At 49.8% G+C, this 24,906-nt stretch carries 23 protein-coding genes; 21 read left to right on the top strand and 2 right to left on the bottom strand.

The genetic code is table 11. The features are described 5' to 3' along the window. Positions 1-125 precede the first annotated feature (125 nt). From ABD949_RS05255 to ABD949_RS05160, 20 genes are all read left to right on the top strand, one after another. Entirely contained in the window at positions 126-1,778 is a 1,653-nt protein-coding gene (locus ABD949_RS05255) for a LamG-like jellyroll fold domain-containing protein (RefSeq protein WP_345241312.1), read from the top strand. A gap of 2 nt (positions 1,779-1,780) precedes the next feature. Then, positions 1,781-2,557, top strand: coding sequence for a hypothetical protein (locus tag ABD949_RS05250; RefSeq protein WP_345241309.1), 777 nt, complete (start codon positions 1,781-1,783; stop codon positions 2,555-2,557). A gap of 10 nt (positions 2,558-2,567) precedes the next feature. Further along, positions 2,568-3,689, top strand: coding sequence for a caspase family protein (locus tag ABD949_RS05245; protein WP_345241307.1), 1,122 nt, complete (start codon positions 2,568-2,570; stop codon positions 3,687-3,689). Next, a complete protein-coding gene (locus ABD949_RS05240) occupies positions 3,686-4,318 on the top strand; it encodes an RNA polymerase sigma factor (RefSeq protein ID WP_345241305.1) in 633 nt (210 codons plus the stop codon). The genes ABD949_RS05245 and ABD949_RS05240 overlap by 4 nt, the downstream gene beginning before the upstream one ends. An 87-nt stretch (positions 4,319-4,405) precedes the next feature. Continuing rightward, positions 4,406-5,299 carry a hypothetical protein gene (locus ABD949_RS05235; RefSeq protein ID WP_345241302.1) on the top strand — a complete coding sequence of 298 codons (894 nt, stop codon included), beginning with the start codon at positions 4,406-4,408 and terminating at the stop codon, positions 5,297-5,299. A 90-nt stretch (positions 5,300-5,389) separates the two neighbouring features. Next, complete coding sequence (locus ABD949_RS05230; protein ID WP_345241300.1) at positions 5,390-6,157, top strand: hypothetical protein; 768 nt, start codon at positions 5,390-5,392, stop codon at positions 6,155-6,157. Between the two features lie 211 nt (positions 6,158-6,368). Further along, a complete protein-coding gene (locus ABD949_RS05225; RefSeq protein WP_345241298.1) occupies positions 6,369-7,361 on the top strand; it encodes a caspase family protein in 993 nt (330 codons plus the stop codon). Between the two features lie 16 nt (positions 7,362-7,377). Beyond that, positions 7,378-7,974 carry a hypothetical protein gene (locus ABD949_RS05220; RefSeq protein WP_345241296.1) on the top strand — a complete coding sequence of 199 codons (597 nt, stop codon included), beginning with the start codon at positions 7,378-7,380 and terminating at the stop codon, positions 7,972-7,974. Positions 7,975-8,008: 34 nt separating this feature from the next. Further along, positions 8,009-8,896, top strand: a complete 888-nt coding sequence (locus ABD949_RS05215) for a type II toxin-antitoxin system RelE family toxin (protein ID WP_345241294.1) — start codon at positions 8,009-8,011, stop codon at positions 8,894-8,896. Further along, the gene (locus ABD949_RS05210; protein WP_345241292.1) at positions 8,893-9,921 is read left to right on the top strand and encodes a hypothetical protein; all 1,029 of its coding nucleotides are present in this window, start codon (positions 8,893-8,895) and stop codon (positions 9,919-9,921) included. Before ABD949_RS05215 ends, ABD949_RS05210 begins: the two co-directional genes overlap by 4 nt. A gap of 28 nt (positions 9,922-9,949) precedes the next feature. Next, positions 9,950-11,185, top strand: coding sequence for a hypothetical protein (locus ABD949_RS05205; protein WP_345241290.1), 1,236 nt, complete (start codon positions 9,950-9,952; stop codon positions 11,183-11,185). Positions 11,186-11,246: 61 nt separating this feature from the next. Further along, the gene (locus ABD949_RS05200) at positions 11,247-12,713 is read left to right on the top strand and encodes a C1 family peptidase (protein WP_345241288.1); all 1,467 of its coding nucleotides are present in this window, start codon (positions 11,247-11,249) and stop codon (positions 12,711-12,713) included. Between the two features lie 6 nt (positions 12,714-12,719). Next, entirely contained in the window at positions 12,720-14,222 is a 1,503-nt protein-coding gene (locus ABD949_RS05195; protein ID WP_345241286.1) for a hypothetical protein, read from the top strand. 212 nt (positions 14,223-14,434) lie between these two features. Beyond that, on the top strand, positions 14,435-15,175 hold the full coding sequence (locus ABD949_RS05190) for a hypothetical protein (RefSeq protein WP_345241284.1): 741 nt from the start codon (positions 14,435-14,437) through the stop codon (positions 15,173-15,175). A 6-nt stretch (positions 15,176-15,181) separates the two neighbouring features. After that, the gene (locus tag ABD949_RS05185; protein WP_345241282.1) at positions 15,182-16,750 is read left to right on the top strand and encodes a PKD domain-containing protein; all 1,569 of its coding nucleotides are present in this window, start codon (positions 15,182-15,184) and stop codon (positions 16,748-16,750) included. Positions 16,751-16,807: 57 nt separating this feature from the next. Next, complete coding sequence (locus ABD949_RS05180; RefSeq protein ID WP_345241281.1) at positions 16,808-18,556, top strand: PKD domain-containing protein; 1,749 nt, start codon at positions 16,808-16,810, stop codon at positions 18,554-18,556. 32 nt (positions 18,557-18,588) lie between these two features. Next, positions 18,589-20,154, top strand: a complete 1,566-nt coding sequence (locus ABD949_RS05175; protein WP_345241280.1) for a PKD domain-containing protein — start codon at positions 18,589-18,591, stop codon at positions 20,152-20,154. Between the two features lie 7 nt (positions 20,155-20,161). After that, a complete protein-coding gene (locus tag ABD949_RS05170) occupies positions 20,162-21,406 on the top strand; it encodes a caspase family protein (protein WP_345241278.1) in 1,245 nt (414 codons plus the stop codon). A gap of 128 nt (positions 21,407-21,534) precedes the next feature. Next, positions 21,535-21,726 carry a hypothetical protein gene (locus ABD949_RS05165; RefSeq protein ID WP_345241276.1) on the top strand — a complete coding sequence of 64 codons (192 nt, stop codon included), beginning with the start codon at positions 21,535-21,537 and terminating at the stop codon, positions 21,724-21,726. After that, positions 21,723-22,127, top strand: a complete 405-nt coding sequence (locus ABD949_RS05160; RefSeq protein ID WP_345241274.1) for a type II toxin-antitoxin system death-on-curing family toxin — start codon at positions 21,723-21,725, stop codon at positions 22,125-22,127. Before ABD949_RS05165 ends, ABD949_RS05160 begins: the two co-directional genes overlap by 4 nt. Positions 22,128-22,203: 76 nt before the next feature. Here ABD949_RS05160 and ABD949_RS05155 read toward each other — a convergent pair whose 3' ends face one another. Next, the gene (locus tag ABD949_RS05155; RefSeq protein ID WP_345241272.1) at positions 22,204-22,980 is read right to left on the bottom strand and encodes a LytR/AlgR family response regulator transcription factor; all 777 of its coding nucleotides are present in this window, start codon (positions 22,978-22,980) and stop codon (positions 22,204-22,206) included. A gap of 98 nt (positions 22,981-23,078) precedes the next feature. Between ABD949_RS05155 and ABD949_RS05150 the strand changes: the two genes are divergently transcribed. Next, on the top strand, positions 23,079-23,537 hold the full coding sequence (locus ABD949_RS05150; protein ID WP_345241270.1) for a ferritin-like domain-containing protein: 459 nt from the start codon (positions 23,079-23,081) through the stop codon (positions 23,535-23,537). An 82-nt stretch (positions 23,538-23,619) separates the two neighbouring features. Here the strand turns inward: ABD949_RS05150 and glf are convergent, their stop codons facing one another. Further along, complete coding sequence (gene glf / locus ABD949_RS05145) at positions 23,620-24,762, bottom strand: UDP-galactopyranose mutase (protein WP_345241269.1); 1,143 nt, start codon at positions 24,760-24,762, stop codon at positions 23,620-23,622. Positions 24,763-24,906: the final 144 nt, after the last annotated feature.

Below are 24,906 nucleotides of genomic sequence, written 5' to 3'. Positions count from 1 at the left end.
TCAGTCAAGTCGGAGGGGTACATCTTTGGTCGGATTAACCCTCAAGATAGGCTGATTTCCGCTTTTTCTAACCCCAGCGCTCCATTTTTAAACACGTTCTTAGTATTTCCTCTGTACAGAACTATATGTACCAAACTCTACTTTACAGAAAACTCTCTCGCCTGTTTGTGTGGGGAAGCCTTGTTTTCCTCCTTATAAGCTGCGAAGGCTGGAACTTAGCCAAAAAGGATTTTCCTAAATGTACCAGTCCATCAGCTCAGATTGGCCACCAAGCAAATCTTTTAGATGTCAGCTTTTCATTAGAATCTACATCTGGCACTATCGACAATGTCATTTGGGACTTTGGAGATAACAGCACCCCTACTACATCATTAACGGCAAGGCGTGTTTATCAGACCGCCGGCGATTATGAAGTAAAGGCCAAGCTGATTAACAAATGCGGTCAGGAAAAAACCATTTCTAAAAAAATAACCATCAGCAATGTGGTTTTGCCAACTGTTGTCACACATGACGCCACCAATGTAACACTAAATTCCGCCACCCTACAGATGTCCATCAGTAATAAAGGCAATGGCACAATCAGCCGGTATGGCGTTTGTTACTCATCAACAAATCAGTCACCAACAGTAGCAGATACAAAGACAGAAGTAACAGGAGACATAGCCGTTAATCAAACAGCGCAGTTGTCTGCAAATGCATTATTGCCTAATACGACTTATTATATACGAGCCTATGGCTACAATGCAGCGGGAGGTCCAGTATATGGAGCCACAAAAACATTTACTACTTCGGCAGTTCTCTTAGCGAATGTCACAACTGTTGGGAACTCCTCTGTTGATAAAACCTTTGCTAACGTCACTTTCCGAATTAATGATACTGGAAATCCAGCTGCAACGCGCTATGGCATCGTTTATTCTTCTAGTAATAACAATCCGGAGATCAGCAACTCTCTGACTACTAACCAAAGTGGGAGCGTTAACACGAACATAAATGTCCTGTTGTCCAACTTAGTACCCGGTACAACCTATTCCTATCGCGCTTTCGCAGTTATGCCTGATGGACGTGTCGTCTACGGAGCTACTATGTCATTTACTACGCAAACAGATGTTGACCTGAACAGCGGCCTGATTGCTTACTATCCATTTAATAGCTCTCCCAACGATAATAGTGGTAATAACCTCCATGGCTCACTGCTCAATGGAGCTACCTATACTTCGGACCGAAAGGGTAACAACAATGCCGCACTCTCGTTGAATGGAACCGGCGCTTATTTTAATATACCGGATTACACAGCTCTAAGACCTTCTCAAATTACCATAAGCCTTTGGTTTAGGCTTGCCAGTCCAGTAACAAGTTCACGTATGCAGTTATACAATAAATCCCGCTTCTCGGATGGGGCTAACGAACAGTATAGCGCCTTGTTGAAACCCGGCAACCCTGGTATTACGGTAAATGGTGATATAAAAAGAAATAGCAATTGTGTTGCTGGTCAGGGTTGGCAGACTGCATCAGGAACAACCAATATTCTTACTGTCAATGTCTGGCATCACTATGTCTGCACATTTGATGGCAATACGATTACCATTTACCTCAATGGGAATTTCTTTAAATCAGAACCTGTACCGGCTGGTGCTATTGACAACTGTCCGGGTGGGACTCTGAAATTTGGGGCTCAGGCGGCTGGTTATCCAGATTATTTTAACGGTGCGATGGACGAAATCCGGATCTACAACAAAGCGCTTAATTCAGCACAGGTTCAGGCTTTATTCAATCAATAACCATGGGTTCAACTTATTATTCATGCGCGTTGACATTACTGGTGGCTATTCTGTCGGTAGGCACCGGTTACGGGCAAACGCGTTCTGAGGCTACCATTTCCAACATCCAGGTTGATGTGGATGCGCAACGAGTTAAGATTACGTATGATGTTGCTGGTATCAAGGCGCAGGACTCGGTTTATATACAGGCGCAGGGTCGTACTAAGGGTTTGCTGCGTGTCCGGACGGTATCAGGAGACATTGGAAAGCGTATTACTCCCGGAACGAATAAAGCCGTTTTATGGGATTATGTACGGGATGGTGAACCGCTGAACGAGGAATTTAAGGTTACAGTAAATGTAAAACCATTCATTCCACCAACACCGGGAACCTTAGGTGGTGGTCCGGCTAACGCATTGGTGTCAGCGTTACTGCCTGGAGTAGGCAATATCATGGTACAGCCTGGCAAAAAGATAGGGCTGCGCCCGGCTATAACGGTTGCGTACGGTGGATTGCTAATTTATGGCATCCTACAGAAAAGCCACTCCAATCAACAGTACGATAAATACATGGCTTCCCAAAATGAAGCAGCGGCTCAGCCGTTCTACGATGAAGCTAATAGTGCGCACCAACGGTATTTCCTTGCCACCCGTGCTGCGGCTCTCATCTGGGCCGCTGATGTTGTTTACACGTTCATCAGAGGAACTCAAAACGAGAAACAACGACGCGCTGATACCGTAAAACTCGGTCTGAATCTCAATAGATCAATTCCGGTCCTTTCCGCTCAAATCAAATTCTGAACGTTGAGTTATGAAAAACACGCTACATTATCTTGTTGTTTATCTGGTGATGCTGGCAACTCCTGCTCTGGCCCAGCAGGAGGTTATCTCGGCAGCAAGCGGCTGGGTAAAACCCAATGCGGCAGCAACGCCCCAAAAATTGCCACCATTGATAAACTGGCAGACCCCTCAGGCGCAGCAGTGGACTACCAAACAACCGAAACTTACCGTATCGGTGTGTGTACAGTCTGATGCACCTATCCAATCCATCCAGTTCTTTCACAATGGACAACCGCTGGACACCCGCCAAAGAGGGTTTAAGCAGGTTACCTGTGGGCAGGAGGTATCAGAGGATATTAACCTTATTGCGGGAGCCAATGAGGTTCACGTTAAAGCTACAAATGTGGCCGGTACCACCACCTCATCGTCCCGCTACATTACTTACCAAGCTGTCGTTACACCACCACCTCCACCGCAGAAACGGCTGGCTCTGATTGTTGCGAATGATAAATACGTAAAATTTCCGCTCAAAAATCCGGTGAATGATGGGAAGGCCGTTAAGCAAGAGTTGGAGAATTTAGGATTTACCGTGCTTTATAAAGAGAATCTGCCCCTTAAGGAATTAAAAAAGACCTTTGACTCCTTTATGACGGATTTAAGCAACCAGAGTGTCAGCTTGTTCTACTATGCCGGGCATGGCCTGATGGTAAACGGAGAAAATTTTGTGCAACCGGTTGATGCTGATCCGGCATCGGAGCCGGACGTTGAGTATGAGTGTTACCCCCTGCGCCGGCTCATCGCCCGTATGCAGCAGGCCAACCCGGATGGGGCTAACCTGGTTTTCTGGGACGCCTGCCGGAACAACCCTTACCGCTCGTGGCGCCGGGGGACGGATGAACCAATTTTTGCTCCGGTGCAACCGGCTGTGGGTACAGTAATTATCTATGCAACCGAACCGGGGAAACCTGCGGTTGAAGACGACAAAAACGGCCTTTTCACCAGTGAACTGGTGAAACACATGAATGTGCCCAACGTAGATTTGTTTGAACTGGTCGACCGGATCGACCGTGGCCTCTCCCAGCGCGGCATTAAACAACCGCCGTATATAGAAGGTCGTTTGCGCGGGAGATTTTTCTTTAGAAAAGAGGGATGACCGTATCGAAATCTGTTGATGTTTGCCAGCCTTTCGCCGGCAACGAAGCCGCTTTTTACGAAGCGCTTCGGGCCGAACAGCGTCAGGCATTCAGTTGTCTGTACAGCCGGGTTCATAACCAGTTTGTTCCGCTAGCCTGTCAGCGGGGCGGTAGTTATGACGAGGCCTTAGACATAATGAACGATTGTCTGGCTATTTTTCTGCAAAAGGTGCGAAGCGGAGAATTTGTGTTTCAGCCCGACACCAAAATTACCAGCTACCTGTACCGCATCTGCTACAACCAATGGCATAACTATATCGACAAACGGCAGCAACGCCGGGAGGTCTCTTTTGACGGTAACCGCAATGGTGCCGGCGGTGATGACGGCGACGAGGAGGACTCGTCAGGTGAACCTGTTCCACTGGCTGACGAGGCTGGCGATGAAGAGGAACAAAGCGAATGGGTACACCGGCTCAACAGAGCCGTCGCCCTGCTGCGGGAGGATTGCCAGAAAATGCTGCACTGGTTCTATGTAGAGGAGCTATCCCTGCGGGAGATTGGCGAGCGGCTATCGATGACAGAAGCATCGGCGGCCGTCAAGCGCTTTAAGTGTGCTAAATACCTGCGTGACCGCTACCTCAGCGTTTAGCTTTTTCGAAAAAAACAGGTCTTACTGATAAGGTTTCTCGGCATTTACCTATTCAGTAGCAGTCAAACAGCCCCTACAAAAGCACCGATGAACTTAGACGAAACGCTATTGGAGCAAATACACCGCTATCTCTCCGGGCAGATGGATGAAGTCGAACGGCAGCAATTTGCCCGGCAGATGTCCACAGATAATGAATTAGCCACTGAGGTGGAACTCCAGCGTCAGATCAAAGCTGCCTACAAAATCCGTAATAATAAGACCCTCCTAACCGGCATCCATGAGGAGTTGATGGCCCAAGGGCAACTCTGGCAACCAAATCCACCGCAGCAAACACAAGCCGCAGATGAAACAAACCCGCTTCCCCATACCCAATCTGTTCGTCGGCTCAACTGGGGCTATTACGCTGCCGCAGCCTGTGTGCTACTGGCCGTTGCATTCGGCTGGTTTGCGTTGCGGCAGCAACCGGCTACGCAATCACCCGATCAGATAGCCAAACAGGAGCCGGTAACGCCGGTACCCTCCTCCGAAAACCCAATTGAGATACCGGCTCCGGCTACTAATCCGGTGCCAGCACCCGCTCCTAAAGCAGAGGAACGGGTAGTTGGTCGCTTCGAAAAGCTATTCCGGGATAACTTCCGTCCCACTGTTCGCCGGACCCCACCCGATCCTGCCCTCGAAAACCGTTTGGGCGTTCCGCTCTCCAACCGGGAATCAATGCTACGGCTACCGCAAGATACTACCAACATTTTGACGGGTATTCAGCTCCTGCGTCGGGGGAAAGTCAGACAAGCCATAACCCTTTTAGCACCAGCTACTCAGGCCGCCTTACCCGACTGGCAGGCCAACGCCCGCTGGTTTCTGGCACTGGCATACTTGAAAAGCAATCAGACCGACAAAGCCCGGCAGGAACTTCAGGCTCTACTTACTGGTAAAACAGATTTGTACAAGCAAGACGCGCAGGCAGTACTGGACCAGTTGTAGGGACGAAAAATTATACGCTCCAGCTGATAAACTTTTGATTCCTTTTCCTATCCAACCGTAGCAAACAAAAAATAAAATCCTGCTTCGGCCATGTATATCGACCTGCATAACTCTCCTGAAAACCAAGCCCGTCAGAAAGCGATGCTGTATACCGTCCTGGTAGCGGCAGCCTTGATTCCGTTACTGTTTCTGGCACGGCTGACCTTTGCGCCGGCGTCACAAACCACTTTAACACCCGCCATCGACAGTCTGCAACTAGCTTATATTCCCCTGGAGCTAGCCCGAAAGGCGCAGACCAGGGTGGCCGTTAGCAGCCGGTCCGCTGGCCGGGCTGCTGCGCCGGTAGCCCGCTGGACACCTGCTCCCCGCGAAGCCCGGCCCAGTGCAGCTCTGCTACCGGGCAACACCAAGCCCAATGTGACCACCAATGCGCCCTCACCGGTAGAGGAACCTAAAGTAGACGAACGGGGCCTGTACCGAAAGGTGGACAAACCCGGTAACGGCACCAGTCCCAAGGCTACTAACCAGGAAGGCGGCTCGCCTAAGGGCGACCCCAGTGGCAGCATAGCCGGTCCCGGCGGAACGGGCGGCATTGGCCTCGACCTCACGGGCTTCCGGTTCGGACGCTTATCGGTCGCTCAGGACCCATACGACGAAACCGGCCGGATTGTCTTTGTGGTGAAAGTTGACGCCCAGGGTCGCATCTTGTCCCTGAACGTGAAGACTACCTCCGTTTCGCCAGCGGTAGTGGCCTGGTACCGGGATCAGTTGCAGAATGCAAGGCTTATTCCTACGTCGTCGGGTGAACGGCCAGAAGTCTCTACCGGGCAGATCAGTCTGAAAATCACGGCCCATTAAACCCGGCGAAAACGAGTATCTTGCTCTCTTGACCATGAAGCATCTATATAGAAACCCTTCCTTTTTCGTTCGCTTGCCGAAGCTTTTGCTTTGCTTTTCATTATTGCTTGTTCCTTGTTCATCATCCATCGCCCAAACCCTGCATTGCATTATACTGGCGGATACCAAAGACCATAGCATTGGGCCTAGCTGCGAGAAGGATCTGGCAGATATGTCACTTCGCATGGATGCGGTGGCCCGCTCGCTGGGGTACCAGTATAATCTGATAGTCCGGAGCAATGAGCAATTTGGACTGGCCGGACTCAACGAGGCTGTCAATACTGTGAATTGCCAGCCCGACGATGTTCTTTTTTTCTACTTTACCGGTCATGGTTTCAGCACGCCCAAACGCAACAATGACTTCCCCTTGCTGTACCTCCGTACTGATACTACCGATCTGGCAGGGCTGCACCAGCGGCTGGTCGCTAAAAAGCCCCGCCTTTGCATTAGCCTTGGCGACTGCTGCAACAACGTGCTGAGTGATCTACGCAAGATCCTGCCGAACCCTCTTCAGATCAGGGGATTGAACACACAAAAAGATACTGATATTCTTCGCAAACTGTTTGTCGAAACAAAGGGCGATGTGCTTATTGCCACGGCCAAGCGGGGCGAGCGGGCGGCTTCTACTCCCAGTATTGGCAGCTTTTACACCTACTCCTGGCTAAATGCCCTCAAACACGCCATCGTTAATAACAACGATGTCACCTGGGCTACGCTGCTGAACGACAGTGAACAGCGTATGCAAAGCCTGCTGGCCGGTTTTCCCGATACGGTCCGGCATCATTCGCACTGGAAAATTAACATAGCCGATGCTGGGCCTCCGGTAACGCCCGATCAGCCGGTAGCGCCCGTTGCGCCGAAACCCGTGGCAACATTTGATCAGGTTAATGACTTTTTGAATCAGCTAGCCGATGAATCGAAGTCGTTTGCCGAACGTAACGCCCTGCGCCAGCGATTGGAACCGCTGTATTTCACCCCAACCAGCACCGTGAAGATCTACATCAAATCCCCGGAGAAGCCGGTCGAACTTCAGTCCATAACCCGCTTTTTGAGTCGTATGTTGGTCAACGCCCGGCAGGTGGTTCGAATCAACACCGTGGAGCGTTTATCGGATTTGAAACCAGACGGCCGGTATGAGGTGCTGACGGTTGAAGAAGTACGGTAAAATACGCTGTAACGCTATGAAGCAAACGCTATATATGCTATTCTGCCTGTGTTGGTTAGGTGCAGCAGACGGCCGGGCACAGGCTCCTGACATTACGCAGGAGCGGCTGACCGAGTTTAAAGACCTCACTCTTCGCCGGGTGAACGACCTGCAGGAGTACCTGACGGTGATTGCCGATAAAAAGCGGTCTCTTGACGAGCGCCGGATGGCTATTGGTTTGGCGCTGGATCTGTTTGCCCAGCCCGACGGCCGAAAAGCGCTGATGCAGGTATCGCGCCGGGACGGCACTAAACGCACCCTGCCGGTAGAGCAATACCTCAATAACCTGATGAGTACCCGCTATAGCGATGTAAAGCTCACCTTCTACGACGCAGCCGTAGCCACCGATTTTGAAAAAGGCACCGATGGCAACTATCACGCAACAGCTACGTACTTCCAGGATTTTCAGGGGTTTGATACAACCGGAAAAATGCTTTACGGCGATCGTACCCGCAAAGACATTGCCGTAACCGCCAAAGCCATGGGGCCCTACAAAGATGTGGGACAGCTCGACATAAAAGTCTTTTTCGGCGATGTAAAAGTCTCCGAAACGATACCTATACCAGCTAACTAAGCGTAGCGCGTTTGAGAAAAACAGGCACCTGATTATGAAACAGCTACTCTGGTTTTTAAGCTGCCTTCCGCTGGGCGCAGTCGGACAGGCTTTGCCACCTGCTAATCACTCCGCTGCCCAACCAGCGTCGAGTCCGGTAGAGCGTCAGGCACCAACAAACTGGATGAACGCTCAAATCAAAACAGTCGGTCAGTTTGTCGAGCGGTTTAACACAACTACTCATCCAAGGGCGGCATCCGATTCTATAGCAACGTTATGGTCGCTTTTTAATGAAGATGATTCCCGGCTGCGAACGCCAAAGAACGGCCCCGCATCTGCTTACCGCCAGCGGGTGACACAATTTATCGAAGCGTTAATGGAATCACCAAAACCGCTATCCCGCCCACTCACCCTGTTGGCTCGTACCGACTTCCGGGTAATTTACAATAAACACCCTGACACGCTCCGCATATATCTGCAAAAGCGGTACAGAACCGACAGTGCGGCTTACTGGCAGGTAATCGGCACTGACCCGCTGCCAAAAATGTCCGGAAAGAAGTTCATCACATCCAAAGGTATAGGGAACGCAGATACCTTACGCCGTGAATTTCTGCCACCTAATGCGCATGAGGTGGCGTTCCTGCCCCTACTGCGGGGGATAACAGAGACTAGAAGCTTGTTACGGTTTATGCCCGACAGAGTCAAACCCACCAACAACGAGCAGAGGCTCGAAACAATTATCCACGCCGGTAACCTGACGATCGAAACAAGTATTCGAACCATCATGTACCTGGATACAGGCTGGGGTTGGGTTTTGCAACTCGAGGAGTTTGTCCGGGAAAAAGCCAACTCAGGCTGGCTCATAACCGATCTATTTGATACCTACACACTATCTACCTTACCGACACATATACGGACTGCCGTTCAACCAAAAAAGCCATGAAGCCTGCCCAACTGTTTAGTCTGTTTTTCGGGCTCTGGCTTTCACTACCGATAGCCGGTCAGCCCCGCCCCGCCCCCTTTCCCCCGCCCAGCACTACGCTCAGCGAAAAAACGTTGCGGGCTAACGCGCTGGCCTTCCTGAACCGGTTCAGGGCACACGTTCAGGCGCTGGGCGACGGAGCCGACTCTGCTACCTGGCCCCGGCGACAGACCGACCTGCTGTCTCTCTTTAACCAACCCACTCAGACCTTGCCCAACCTGCTGGTTACCCGAATGGTATTCCAGCAGGACCATCCTTCTATTACTGCCCAGACATTTGTGCGGCAATTACCCCGACATTTTTGGAAGGGATTCAGGATCGAGATTGATTCGATAGTTGTGCAGCAGATCGATCTGGCCCGGCAGACCGTCAACCTGCGTGTACCCATTGGCATTCGGGGTATCCGGTCCGATACGCGCCAGCCGCACCGGGTGGGTGAGTGGTGGATTATACGCTTGCAAGCTGATCCTATACAAAATTCACTCATGCGGATCGTAGGCATCACCGGTACCCGGCAATGGTTGTATGCGGACCCACTGACGCGCTACAAAGCGCAACAGATCCAGGGCCAGCTACTGGATTGGGTATCGGTATGGTTCAACCCTAGCCAGTCCGCTACCCTGCGCCGGCAAGCCTGCGAGCAGCTAAGAAAAACCCTCACTACCGACACAATTTTTTTGCGACAGGGTGATAAGGAAACCTACCCCTTATCTATTAAGGAGTGTGAGGCACTGCCAAGGGGGGCGTTACCCAACCGAAAAACAGCCGCTCTGGTTACTTTCTCTCTGGATTATGTAACGGAAATTCACCCAAGTACAGGTGGTACGCTGATCGGCGAACGAACGCATCTCGACAGTGCTTCTCCGGCTGCTAATACTGGGGTCTGGTATCAGGCCCGACGTACTGACCCGGTACCAGTACCTGCTCAACGGGCCGGCGGTCAACTCAGCTATTGGCAAATAACGCAATTAACCATTCATCTGTAATACTAAGACTACTATGTTCCGCCAACGAATGAATCAGACAAACTTCGGCCGCAAGCTCCTGTTCCTGACCCTGCTGCTACCCTGCCTGTCGGCGCAATCATCCCTAACCTCTACCAGGAGCTTACAGGCCTCGGCCCGGCCTGATACCGTTGCACCCCAACGTCTGAGAGCAGACTGGCCCCGTTCGCACGATAAGGCCTTAAACAATACGTTGAAAGGTTTTCAGCACGACCTCCTGGCGCTGGTGCCAACCATAGAGAAGAACCCGACCAGCAGCAACGCGCGCGATTTTGTGCAGGTTTATTTTCTGACCGACGCCAGCCCCATTGCCAATCACATTACCCCCGCTAATGTACGGCCCGGTAAAGTCCTTGAACCCCTAGCCGATAAGCTAGTGCTTACGCCCAACGAGTTTTTGCGGCTTCTGGCCGGCCTTTACAAAACAGGCTTTACGTATGAACTGGACCGTGACGAGATGACGATTACCTCGCTGGACTCAACTAAAGAAGAGTACCGCCAGGTGCATCAGTACCGCATCGCCATACCGGTCCGGGTGGCAGGCCGGACTAATCCGCAGGTGCAATCTGAAGTGAATAACCGGCTCGATGTTTACGCGCTGGTGTACACCGACAGCAAACGCGATGTCCGGTATGCCCGTATACAGGCCATTCAGCCCAACGGCAGTGCATATGTCCCTGCGGTAACGCCAGTTCCTACCCCATCTGATCCACCTGTACCCGTAACACCTCCGGCATCGGTCACTCCTGAGCCTGTTGCTCCTCAGCCGGGGGAGCCAACTAGTACAGGCGCAGCACTGCTGACCTGGAGCCCGGCCCAGAAGACAGCGGCTGCGCTGCAAACGGCTAACCAACTGGCTCAGGAAGTAAACGATAGCCAGTTTGAGCAAATGAAAACAAATTTTGATATATTGTTCGATCCAAGCGGCTACGTAGCCCTGGAGACTCGCGATGGTCGTATGCTCCGGCTCGAACGCCGGGCCTTTCTGACTCGCGCCCGGCAGCAAAGAGTCCATTATGAATTGCAGAAAGCAGATATCGTCTATTACGACCAGTTCCGGGAAAATGCTGAGGGAAAGCCGCTCTGCCGCGTGAGCACTTACCGGGATGTAATCCAGTATGACAGTCAGCAACTGCCTGTATCAACCAGCGTGTCGACGGTGCCTTACGTACCAGTAAAAAACAAGCCGCAACAGGCACCGGCTGCCTACTGGCAACTGGCATCTATTACATTAAAAGAAAAATAATTCAACCAAACTGATAAGAAAAAGCCAGAGACACCTATTCATTTGCAAAACGAACAAGATCATGACTTCCAACTCTATACTCCTCCGCCGGTCGCTCTTCATCCTGGTTGGTCTCCTGACGCTAGCCGTTACTTCGTTTGCCCAACCCAGACAATATAAACTGGGCCTGCGCTTCAACGATCAGCAGTACCTGAAGATGCCGAAAAAAGCCCGGAACATTCAGTTTAAAGGCATTTTACCTTCAGCTTATTCGCTCGCCAACTTTATGCCCAGCGTTGGGGATCAGGGTGAGTTTGGTACCTGCGTCGCCTGGGCATCTGCCTACTACATGCGTACGATCATGCAGGCCCGTCAGCAGGGTCTTTCCGGTTCGGCCATTGATGCTACCCGGTTCTCCCCTGCTTATCTCTACGAACGGATTAAGCTGCGCAATGATAATGAATGTCAGGGTGGTGCTACGCTGGTCGATGCACTGGACGTGATGAAGAAAACAGGCAATATGCTATTGAGCCAGGTATCATACCCACAGTGCGGAGCCGATTTGAGCCGCTATGATAACGAAGCCGCCCAATACAGAATTGAAGGCTACGCTACGCTGTTCGATATCTTGCAGGGTGCATCTACTGAAAAGATAGGTGCCATTAAAGCCGCACTGGCTGAAGGCGAAAACGCAGTGGTAATTGGTATGCAGGTTCCGCGCTCGTTTATCCAGGCGGGTGATACCTGGAGAGCCTCACCGGGCGAAACGCCCGAAGCTTCACTGGGGGGCCACGCCATGACAGTTATCGGTTACGACGACAACAAAAACGGTGGCTCTTTCCTGATTGTGAATAGTTGGGGCACCGGCTGGGGCAACAAAGGCTACACCTGGGGCAACTACGAAGATGTAGTTCGCTTCACCCGGTACGCTTTCCAAACCTACTCGGGCAATGTACCCAATCCGGCTCCAAGTACTATTGCTCTGCAATCAGGGATGGACTTTACGCTCAGAAACGGAGCAGCTATGCCAGTCTATTCCATTCAAGAGAAAGGGTTGGACACAAAAGATGACAGTCAGGTTGAAATGATCACCTACCGGATGTCGCAGCCGTATGTGTCGGGTACACAGTTCAAAATGGCGGTTAATAACAATAAGCAGGCATATATGTACATCATCGGCTCCGACGATGTGTACCGTACTACTAAGCTATTCCCCTATAGCGGCACGACTGAGAACATCAGCCCAATTGTCCCCCAAAACTCCAACGTAATGCTACCAGCCAGCAACCGTTCGTTTACCATGGACAACCAGGTGGGTAACGACTACTTTCTGGTCCTGGTAGCCGATAAGGAACTCAACTTTGAAGAAGTCGTCGGCAAAATCAAAGCGGCTCCGGGAGATTTTAAAGAGAAAGTGTACAGCGCGCTGGGTAGTGAACTGATTGCACCGGCCGACATCCAATACGAACCCAACCGGGTAGCGTTTCAGGTAAAAGGTAATCCCAAAGGCAGTATTGTTCCGCTGTTGGTGATGATCGAACACAAGTAAGTTTTCATGAAGTTCCTCCGTATCCTGCCTTTGCTGTTGATGTCGGTCAATACTATGGCTCAGGCTCCGCTAACCGACACCCAGAAACGATTGGCGGCCCTGGTGATCTCGCAGACGATTGCCGACTTTCAGATGAACCTCAGCAGCCTGCTCGGCCAGCCTGCAGCCGACATTGACCCGCAGGATCGCGAAACACTCCGGATGCAACTGGCTAGTCAGGTGCATCCGGAAGCCCGTTTTGAGAATGACCTGGCCCCCCAGCGTACCGGATCACCCACCATCGATTTTACGGAGTACATCAAACGCGCCAACCTGGTCGATTACCCTAACGGCTTGCAAGTGTTTGCAATTAATACCAAAGATGCCCGGTTCGAGACCAAAGTCCTGTACACCCCTAATGGTTACCTGATGGCGGTCTACACTACCAAAGAGCTAGAGGGACTGTATAAAGGTGACCGGCCATACCGCCGTAAACACCCTTGCAGGATAGGCGTGTATTTTGCTGTAGAGGGCAGCAAAGTTCGCAACTGCCGTATTGGCTTCATCGACAGTCAGCCTGCTCAGCAGGGGTCTACTTTCACCCTAACCAGTGAAAACCCGCTGGACTATGTAACGCTGGAAGAGACATTAGAGCAACTGGCGAAACAGCTCTCCGCCAGTCTTCCCAAATCCGCTGCCCAGCCCATACATATCGAAACGCTGAGCTATGACGGAAAAGGTGTTATCAATGAGTTTGCTCAGCAGGTCACGGCCTCGCTGCGCAACCAGCTCCGCCGGCTAAACCCGGCACTCCGGCTGGAAACCTCTTCTCAAAGCTGGGCGAAAGAAGTAGTGGCGGTGAAAGGCACCTACCGGCAGGAAGGCGACCTGCTGACGTTTTCAGCACAGGTGTACAACAGTAGCCGCCAACCAACCGGCCCGGCAGCTACGGCCAGCATCCAACTCAGCAACCTGACCGGTCAGGTCTGGAAGCCCGATGAAGAAGCCATGGCGGTAGCCAGTGAAGTACGTCAAATAGTCAGCAGCGGTATTACCGTCTTACCCAATCCCAAACGGCTCCAGTTCGACCTTAGCACCAACCGGGGAGCGGCCAACCCGCTATATCTGGCCGACGATACTATGAAAGTATTTATGCGCGCCAGTCAGCCTTGCTACGTGCGGTTGATCTACCAGGACGCCGAGAGCAATTTATTGCTGCTGCGTAACGAGGACATTGTGATTCAGCCGAATCAGACGGGCCAGTGGATAGAGTTACCGGAAAACTACATCTGCTACGGCCCCCCGTTCGGTCCGGAATTCCTGATTGGTTATGCCTCCAGCGTCCCGTTTGAAAAGCTGAATACCGAACGCGAAGTCTTAGGCAAAAACGCCCAGGGCGGAGAAGAATACATCACCCACATCAAAGACAATCTGGCCATTATAAAAAAGATATCTACCACCCACACACTAAAAACTACTGACGGCTCCGTCGTTGAAAAAATGATCCAGGTCACCACTCGCAAGCGCTAGTACTACGGAATTCCATTCTGTGCCCTTGCTCGTCCACGTTTATAAGCGAGACGGCGAGAATAGGGTCGGTGACGAGGTAACAAACCCAGTTTCTATCCAACCTGCATTACAGTTGCGGACCAGTAATGGGCAGAACACCAACTTTTTAACAAAAACTACCGATTTTGCAACGCACCATCTCTATATTACCATTTGCTCGAAAATTCATCTTTATGAAGATAAGTGTACGTCATCCTTTTAATTACAAGTTTCTTTCTTTCCATTCCAAAACTGCCTTGCCGCTTTGCCTGGTCTTGGTATTGGGAATACTGCTGCTCCTGCGCCTACCCACGCTGGCGCAAGACCATATCATCCGTAAAGATGGCCAACAGATCAAAGCTCGCATTTTGAGCACCGATCAGACCTACATTCGTTACAAGCGGTTTGATAACCTGACCGGTCCCGACTACTTCATCTACAAAACCGAAGTAGACCGTATTGAATATGAAAAGAAAGCCCCGGTTCCGGAGATCACGGGCGATGTGGCAACCCTGGAGAAACAGGCTGCCCGCTACCAGAAAAACGGCCTGCTGTATTCCTTGCTGGGAGGGGGAGCCATATTGGCAGGTGCCGGAACATTCCTGGTTGTACAAAACTCATATAATAGCTATAGAGATCAGTTGCTAACCACCAACGCTACGTTTACCGACTGGCACCAGACCAATTACGGACGCGCCCCCAGCGCCGATGATCTGGTTCAGCCCAAAAACCTGCTTACTTTTGGTTCACCGGGTATTTATGCAGCCGGGGCTGGGCTGGTAGGCGGGGTAGTGCTGGGATTAATCGGCCAGCATAATGCTAAACTAGCCCGCGAAACCCGCAGGACCATCGCCCAGAAACGGCAGTTTTCCATGAGCCCCTACCACCAGGCCGGGTCCCGGTTAACGGGCGTCCATCTGACACTCACATTCTGATTTCATATGAAGCGTTTGGTTCTCTATCTGTGTTTATGCCTTCTGCTGGCCGAGTGCCATATGGATATACCTGGAATACCAACGTCTAGCTTTACTGTTCAGAACAATGGTTGCCAAGCTCCTTGTTCGGTAAGCTTTATAAGTACCGCCCAACATTCCAGCAGCTACCGTTGGGACTTTGGTGACGGCCAAACCTCCACAGAAACCAATCCCCGTCACATCTACAACCAAGCCGGCACGTATGCCGTAAAAATGATAGCTACAGGTAAAGGCGGTAGTGCTGGTAGTACGCAGTCCGTGAGTGTAGCAGCAGGCATTCCCCAGAAAGTCTGGGATAGAACGTTTGGTGGTAGTGCCGAGGATCGACTTTACAAAATAGTAGCTACAACTGACGGAGGCTATCTCCTGGGAGGGTTCTCCTATTCGAACGCTTCCGAAAGTAAGTCTGAGAACGGTAAGGGCGATAGGGATTTTTGGGTGATCAAGATAACCGCAATTGGCACTAAACAGTGGGACAAAACCTATGGCGGAAGTGGTGAAGATGACTTATCGTTCATACTACCTACGGCTGATGGGGGCTTTTTACTAGGCGGAAACTCTTCTTCCAATGTTTCGGGAGACAAGTCGGAGAATAGCAGAGGAGGATTAGACTATTGGGTGATTAAAATAGGAGCGAACGGTGCAAAACAGTGGGATAAAACATTTGGTGGCAACAGCACGGAATACCTTCGGCCAATCATTTCGACAATCGATAGCGGATACTTACTCGTGGGTTGTTCCTTTTCCAACGCGTCTGGTGAGAAGACAGAAAATAGTAAAGGAAAATTTGACATTTGGCTAGTAAAAATCGGCCCAAACGGAGAAAAACAATGGGATAAGACCTACGGTGGTAATGAGGAAGAAGTGGCCTGCTCAGTTGTAGCTACACCAGATGGTGGCTTCTTAGTAGGAGCACGGTCGTTCTCTAATGCCTCCAGTGATAAATTGGAAAACAACAGGGGAAGTTTCGATTGGTGGGTAATTAAAATAGGGACAAACGGAACTAAACAATGGGATAGGACTTATGGTGGAAATGGCTGGGAAGATATTTTCTCAATAGTAGCCACAAACGATGGCTCTTTTCTTTTAGGCGGAAGATCTTATTCTCCTATATCTGGTGAAAAGTCTGAAGAAGGTAGAGGTGGGGACGATTACTGGTTGCTTAAAGTAAGTGCCAATGGTGTTAAGCAGTGGGATAAAACTTATGGTGGTAATCAGTGGGATTATCTTGAAACAGTAGTAGCGACAACTGATGGTGGTTATCTATTGGGAGGGTCATCATTCTCTGATATTTCCGGAGATAAATCAGAAAACACTAGAGGGGGATTAGATTGGTGGATAGTTAAGGTAGCACCAAATGGAGCGAAACAGTGGGATAGAACTCTCGGCGGGAATGCGGAAGATGCCCTATACGCGATAGTGCCCACTGCCGATGGCGGATTTCTGCTGGGCGGAGCATCATCGTCCCCCTCTTCGGGCGATAAATTAGCTACTGATTGGGGAAGCCATGATTATTGGATTATAAAAGTAAAATAGTGGATCATAGGTTCGCACTCCTGTACTATTTGATTATTAAGACTTGTACAAACCTGCATGAAGCGTTTATTTCTTTACCTGTTTATAGCCTTTTTACAAATAGAATGCCACATGGACATACCCGGCGTGCCGACCGCCAACTTTACTGTTCAGAACAACAATTGCGCTGCCCCCTGTGAAGTGAGCTTTACCAGCACCGCTCAAAACACCAGCAGCTACCGCTGGGACTTTGGTGATGGGCAGAGTTCTACAGAAGCTCACCCGAAACATAGCTATAGTCAGAGCGGAACCTACTCGGTGAAGATGATTGCTAAGGGGGAAGGAGGAACTGTTGGTAATACAGAGAATATAACTATTCTTAACTCCAATGTTGATAAGATCTGGGACAAAACTTACGGGGGCAGCGGTAATGACGATACAAAAATAGTAATACCTACGCAGGATGGTGGTTTTCTATTAGGCGGCAATTCCAATTCGTCTGCATCTGGTAATAAAACGAATTCAAACTATGGAGATACTGACTACTGGATAATTAGACTCAATGCTAATGGCGATAAGCTTTGGGACCGAACGTTTGGAGGAATTGCTAAGGATGAATTAGTTTCTGTTACTACCACTTCGGATGGTGGTTTTCTGCTAGCTGGTAATTCTACTTCCTCAGCATCTGGAAATAAATCGGCACCAAATTATGGCGGTAATGATTATTGGCTGGTAAAAATTAATGCCAATGGTGATAAGGTTTGGGATAAATCTTATGGTGGCAATAACACCGACTGGTTATACTTCTTGATTGCAACTCCGGACGGAAGCTTTTTAATTGGAGGAGATTCCATTTCTCCGACCTCAGGTAATAAATCTGCCCTGCCCTATGGCGGGTGGGATTATTGGGTTGTCAAAATTAACGGTAATGGCGATAAGCTTTGGGATAAATCTTATGGAGGTAGCCAACCTGATGGTGCTCCAAAAGCAAGTATTAGCCCTGATGGAGGCATTCTCTTATGTGGATATGCGTACTCCCCAGTATCAGGTAATAAATCAGCTCCAAACTATGGAAATTATGATATTTGGCTAGTGAAGATTACTACTAGTGGTGATAAGCTTTGGGATAAATCCTATGGTGGAAGTGATAATGAAGATTATAGAACATTAATTTCTACGCAGGATGGTGGTTTTCTGCTTGGGGGGCACTCTCTCTCTCCTGCTTCGGGTAATAAATCGACTCCAAACTATGGAGATAATGATTTCTGGGTCGTGAAAATAAACGGCAACGGTGATAAACTATGGGACAAAACCTTTGGTGGAAGCAACAGAGAACTTTTAGAATCTATAGTAGCCACTCCAGATGGCGGTTTTCTGCTTGGAGGGCACTCTCTTTCTCCTGCTTCAGGTAATAAAACAATATTAAGCTATGGTGGAAGTGATTACTGGGTAGTAAAAATAAATAATGATGGTGATAAGATTTGGGAGAAAGCCTATGGAGGAAGTGGTGACGATTGGTATTACTTCATGATAGCAACGAAAGATGGAGGCTTTTTACTGGGAGGAGATTCATCATCTATGCTCTCAGGCAATAAAACTGTATCAACGTACGGCAATTACGATATGTGGGTGGTGAAGATTAATGACAATGGAGATAAAATCTGGGATAAAACTTACGGTGGCGTTGCTAGTGATGGTTATCCTTTGGTTACTTCAACTCTGGATGGAGGCTACCTTTTATGGGGGTATACTTACTCTGCAGCTTCTGGCAATAAAGTAACACCAGGTTATGGCTACAATGACTTCTGGTTAGTAAAAATTAAATAATATCTTAACATTATCTTACTACTTAATTTTTAATGAAACGTCTGTTAATATATTTATTCATATTAATGCTCCTAGCTGAGTGCCACATGGACATACCCGTTGTGCCAACCGCTAGTTTTACCGTACAGAACAACAATTGTGCAGTTCCATGCGAAGTGAGCTTTACCAGCACCGCACAAAACGTTAGTAGTTATCGATGGGACTTCGGCGATGGGCAGACCTCATCTGACGCCAATCCAAAACATACTTACACCCAGGCTGGAACGTATTCAATAAAGCTGATTGCTAAAGGAGAAGGTGGCAATGTAGGCAGCACGCAGAGCGTTAAAGTTCAAGCAGGCATTCCGCAGAAAGTTTGGGATAAATCCTTTGGAGGTAGCGCAGAGGATAAGCTCAACATAATTATACCTACTGCTGATGGAGGTTATCTCTTAGGTGGTAATTCTTACTCTAATATTTCCGCAGAAAAGTCAGAAAACAGCAAAGGGAACAGCGATTATTGGGTAATTAAAATTGGTTTAAACGGTGAAAAACAATGGGATAGAACATTAGGCGGAGCAGGTGAAGAAGGACTAGCTTCGATAGTTTCGACCTCTGATGGAGGATTTTTGTTAGCCGGAGCCTCTGCTTCTGATATTTCTGGTGATAAATCCGAGAATAGTAGAGGAGGATTAGACTATTGGATAGTTAAAATAGGGTCCAATGGAACCAAACAATGGGATAAAACTTTGGGAGGCAATAGTACTGAATACCTAGCTTCTATTATAGCCACAACCGATGGTTTTTTAATAGCAGGAAGCTCAGCATCTGATGCTTCATGGGAGAAGTCAGAAAATAGTAAGGGGAGTTTTGATTGCTGGATAGTTAAACTAGGGGCTAATGGAGCTAAGCAATGGGATAAAACTTTTGGAGGCAGTGCAGAAGATGTTGTTCGTTCAATAGTAGCTACAACTGACGGAGGCTTTCTATTTGGTGGGCGTTCATTTTCGAACGCTTCAGGTGATAAATCGGAGAATGGCAGAGGTATATGCGATTGGTGGATAATTAAAATAGGGGCTAGTGGGGTTAAACTGTGGGATAAAACATTTGGGGGAAGTGAATGGGAGGAATCATGTTCAATAACACCTACAACTGATGGAGGAGCTTTATTAGTTGGCCCGTCGGGCTCAAATGCTTCCGGAGATAAATCCGAAAATAATAAAGGAGGGTTTGACTGTTGGATTGTCAAAATAGGAGCTAATGGAGTAAAACAGTGGGATAAAACTTTTGGGAGCCTAGAGTGGGATTGGCTTGATTCTAGTATTGCTACACTAGATGGTGGATTCTTACTTGGAGGTTGGTCTGCCTCAAATGCATTTGGTGATAAGTCAGAGAATAGCAGAGGAGGAACCGATTATTGGATATTAAAAATTGACGCAAATGGCGCTAAACAGTGGGATAAAACGTTTGGAGGAATAGGTGATGATGCTATAAATTCCATATGTGTCTCAGTCGATAGGGGATTTCTGCTGGGCGGGGTATCAACTTCATCAGCTTCCGGGGATAAGTCCTCTCCTAATTATGGAGATAAAGATTATTGGGTCATAAAGATAAGATGACAAGCTTATGAAAAAACAAATACATATTTGCTATCTGGCTTTAGTAGGACAATTTTCTATTTATGCAGTATTAGCCAATCCAGCATCTGACACCCTCTGCCTTCGTAACGGCATTAAACAGGTGGTGGAAGTCCAGGAGGTTTATCCAGATAAGATTCGGTATCAGATCCAGAACTCACGTCGGGGTATGCTGGAGTCGGTGCTCCGTTCGGAGGTGGCGTATATCGTGTACGCCAACGGCATCAGAGATGTCTTCAACCCGCTGCTGCCGGCTAAACCACAGACTACCTGGCTGACGGCTTCTACCACCAGTAACAAACCGGAGGTCACGCTGAAAGCCTGCATCGTCAACGAGGCCAGTCAGGTGCGGTTGGAACTCAATGGTGCGGCTGTACCGGCGCAGCGGGGGTTCAAACTCTCTGAAGGGGGTTGTCCGCAGGGCAAGCCCTTTGAGCAACTGGTCAAACTCCGTGAAGGCGACAACCAGGCGGTACTAATCGCCCGCAACGAAGGAGGAGAAACCCGCTCGACTTCGCTAACGTTGCGCTACGAGAAAGTCGAGCGCCGGTTGGCGCTGGTTATCGGCAACGCCAACTATGCGTCGGGCAACCGGCTCGCCAACCCCGTCAACGATGCTACCGACATGGCCAATGCCCTCAAGCAGTTGGGTTTTGAGGTAATGCCTTACACCAATGTGGACCTACAGGGCATGAAAAAAGCCGTAGAGGACTTTGGTAGTAGGCTCAAAACCGAGGGGTATCAAGTGGGACTATTTTATTATGCCGGGCATGGCGTACAGTACCAGGGCAGAAACTTTCTGGTGCCGGTTAACGCCAGTCCCAAAATAGCCGCCGACATTCAGTACCAGTGCGAGTACGCCGACCGGGTGCTGGCCTTTATGGAAGACGCCAAGGTACGCACCAACATTGTGATTCTGGACGCCTGCCGCAACAACCCCTTCGAGCGGAGTTTCAGCCGGGGCGACGAGAGGCAAGGACTAACCACCATGAAAGCTCCGCAGGGAACATTTATTGCATTTGCCACCTCTCCGGATAATACTGCCTCCGACGGCTCCGGCCGGAACGGCGTGTTTACAAGTGCCCTGTTGGACGCGCTGAGGGTACCTAATCTATCGATAGAATCAGTCTTCAAGCGGGTACGGACGGAGGTCATTCGCAAAACGGCCAGTCAGCAGACACCATGGGATCTCAGTTCGCTGGCGGGAGAGGATTTTTACTTTTTGAAGCAATAAGTACCACGGACTCCTAACTTCAGTGCCTTCGTACATGCTCGCCTGTCTTGCGATGCAATCGCGGACGAACAGCGGAGTCAAATTCCCGCTAAACTTGTTAGCTTTGTATAAGACCAGCTTAAAAACACATGAGCACTGGATTAGATAAGGAACTCATTCGCCAATCGCTCAAAGAATTGGCGAATGAAGACCCTGCATTTGTGGCTGCTTTATTGGCAGAGGTTGAAGAAGAGTTGAAGCAACACAAAAAGCAGCGTTTAGAAGACATTATCCGGGAAGATTTCGACGAGTACGGAGACGTATTCAGGGCATTGGCATGATTTATCTGGACAAGGAAGACATTGTCTTTATAAATCAGCGTACTGTCTCGGAACATGGGGGACATTTTATGCCGCCCCATAATTTTTTGCACGAAGAAAATCTGGATTACCTGCTGGAAGCTGTCCAGGCAGAAATGTTTGGTGAACCTCTTTATCCTTCCGTACCGGACAAGGCCGCTATTTACTGCTATAACATCATCTGCAACCATATCTTCTCCGACGGCAACAAACGGACAGGTTTAGAAGCCGCTCTGGCTTTTCTGAAGCTCAATGGGATGCGCCTGAAGCGTGACCTTGCCCATAGCGAGTTATACGACTTCATTATCAGCGTGGCATCCGGTCAGGTTAGTCTGGAGGAGTGCCGGATGTGGTTTGCCGCGCATACTATTACGGTTCAATAGATTTTACTCGCCTTGCTCCGCTCGCCCGTCTCGCGATGCCATCGCGGACGAGCAGCGGAATGCCATCGCGGACGAACTACCCCTGTTCGAACCACTCCCGGAACATGGGGGCTTTTTCTTTGCTGATGGTCACTTCTACGTCGTTGGGTTTTTTCAGCATGACCAGTAGTTTGCCGCTGTAGTGGGACTGGTAGCCGGCGATGGCGTCGAGATGAAGCAGGAACTGGCGGTTGGCGCGGAAGAATACGGCCGGGTCGGTGAGGGCTTCCAGTTCGTCGAGGGTGCTGTAGTCGGTGATGAGTTTATGACCGTCGGCGGTGTAGAGGTAAATCACTTCGTCGCGGGTAAAGCAGGCGACCTGTTCCTGCGGCACCGGCACAATCTGGCGGAGGTAGTGGCCCGTAAACCGTCGTTTGTATTTTTTGCCCGGCCCCTGCTCCGTAAAGTCCAGCAGCAGATCGCGGAGCTGTTCACGAAAATCAGGCGCTGCGCTCGTGCCGCGCCATTGGTGGTATTTGGTAAAGGCAGCCTTTAACTCGTCAGGATCAATGGGTTTAAGCAGATAATCGATGCTGTTGAGCTTGAAGGCCCGGATGGCGTACTCGTCATAAGCGGTGGTGAAAATGACGGGGCAGTGTAATTCGGCCTGCCGGAAGATGTCGAAGCTGACGCCGTCGGAGAGTTGAATATCCGATACCACCAGATCGGGCTGCGGATGGCTTCGCATAAACGTCAGCACGTCCGAAATGCTACCCAAAGGGCCCAATACCACTGCCCCCGGCTCCAGTAGCTGCACCAGCCGCACTAAGTTTTTGGCCACCAGGGGCTCATCTTCGATCAGCAGGATTGTCATAGGACGTTACGTTTGCTCAAAAATAATCGTTTGGACAAACATTCAGAGCAGACCGGGGTTTTATCCCTGTTCTATAACCATCAAATCCCCTCTCCGTTATGACGAAGAATGAAGACGTCGTTGATGCACTCAACGAACTGGTAGAAATCCTGAACGACCGGATTCGCGGTTACCAGACCGCCATGGACGACAGCAAAGACGCGCAGTTGGACGAAACGTTCCGGCAGATGATTCTGCAAACCCAGCAGCTCCGCAGCCAACTGGCCGAGCATATTGTACGCCTGGATGGATCGGCGGTCTCCGACACAACGCACACGGATTTCTCCAGCAAGATTCACCGCGCCTGGATCAATATCAAGGCAGCCGTAACTGGCAAAGACCGGGAGGCAATTCTGAGTTCCTGTGAGTTTGGCGACAACGCAGCCGTCGAGGCTTACGAAGATGCCTTGGAGGAAGAAAAATTACCGGGCTACGTAAAAGATACACTGCGCACCCAGCTTAATGAACTGCGGCAGTCACGTGACCAGATTAAAGCCTTGCACGAAGCAGCAGACTAACAGACTGCCACATATAGTGCAAACAGAAAGCCCCTCGACCATAACGGTGAGGGGCTTTCTCATGCATAGGTTAGGGAAAAAATTACCGGGCCAGTTCTTTCTCTTTCGAGCCCACAACATCCTCCAGTGACTCGGCACCTATCAGCTTCTTATACAGCGTCAGTGCCTGCGCCACTACCTGATCCATATTATAATACCGGTATGTTCCCAGCCGGCCCACAAAGTGTACATTCGGCTGCTGGTCGGCCAGTTGCTTGTAGCGCTGATACAGCTCGGCGTTCTCCGGCTTCGGAATGGGATAATAAGGATCCCCCTCCGCCTGCGGGTACTCAAACGTAATGCTGGTTTTCGGATGCTCCTGACCCGTCAGATACTTATATTCGGTAATGCGGGTATAAGCGTTATCGTTCGGGTAATTTACCACCGCTACTGGCTGGTACTGCTCTGTGTCGACCGTTTTGTGCTCAAAACGAAGCGAACGGTACGGCAGCTTGCCAAAACAATGATCAAAATACTCGTCTACCGGCCCCGTGTAAATCAGCTGGTCGTATGACAATGTCTCTTTTACTTCCCTGAAATCCGTACTCAGCATCAGCTGGATGTTCGGGTTGTCAAGCATCTTCTCGAACATCTTCGTATAGCCATGCAGCGGCATGTACTGGTACTGGTCGGTGAAGTACCGGTCGTCGCGGTTGGTCCGGGTCGGAATGCGTGACGTTACCATTTTGTCCAGCTCCGACGGATCGAGACCCCATTGCTTCCGGGTATAGCCCCGGAAGAATTTCTCGTACAGATCGCGGCCTACCTGGCTTACCACCACGTCTTCCGACGTCCGGATTTTATCAACCTGCTCCCCAACTGTTTTGAAATACTCTTCCAGTTCTTCGGACGTGAAGTTGTAGCCGTACAGTTTGTTGACGGTATCCAGATTAATGGGAATTGGCAGCAATTTGCCGTCGACGGACGCTAACACCCGGTGCTCATAAGGGCGCCACTCGGTAAACTGCGAGAGGTAAGCAAAGACATCGGGCGAATTGGTATGGAAGATATGCGGCCCGTATAAGTGAATCAGAATACCATCTTCGTTGTAATAATCGTAAGCGTTACCGCCAATATGAGGACGTTTGTCAATAAGAAGTACTTTTTTGCCAGACTGACTGGCCAGGCGCTCCGCCAACACACTACCGGCATAACCGGCACCCACAATTGCAAAATCAAAATGCATAGATTTGAGGATCGTCTTTTTTGTAAATGAGTTGATAAAATAAGCAATTTATCCCCGTTTTGTTTCAAGTATATATCCAACGGGCCGGAGTACCAAATTCCTACTCTCCCACCCCTGCTGATCAACCGAAACAGACGCCAGGCC

The organism is Nibrella saemangeumensis, from assembly GCF_039541915.1.
In the GTDB taxonomy this organism is placed as follows: domain Bacteria; phylum Bacteroidota; class Bacteroidia; order Cytophagales; family Spirosomataceae; genus Nibrella; species Nibrella saemangeumensis.
Note: the sequence above shows the minus strand (reverse complement) of the source record. Positions and strands in the feature narration are given on the sequence as shown.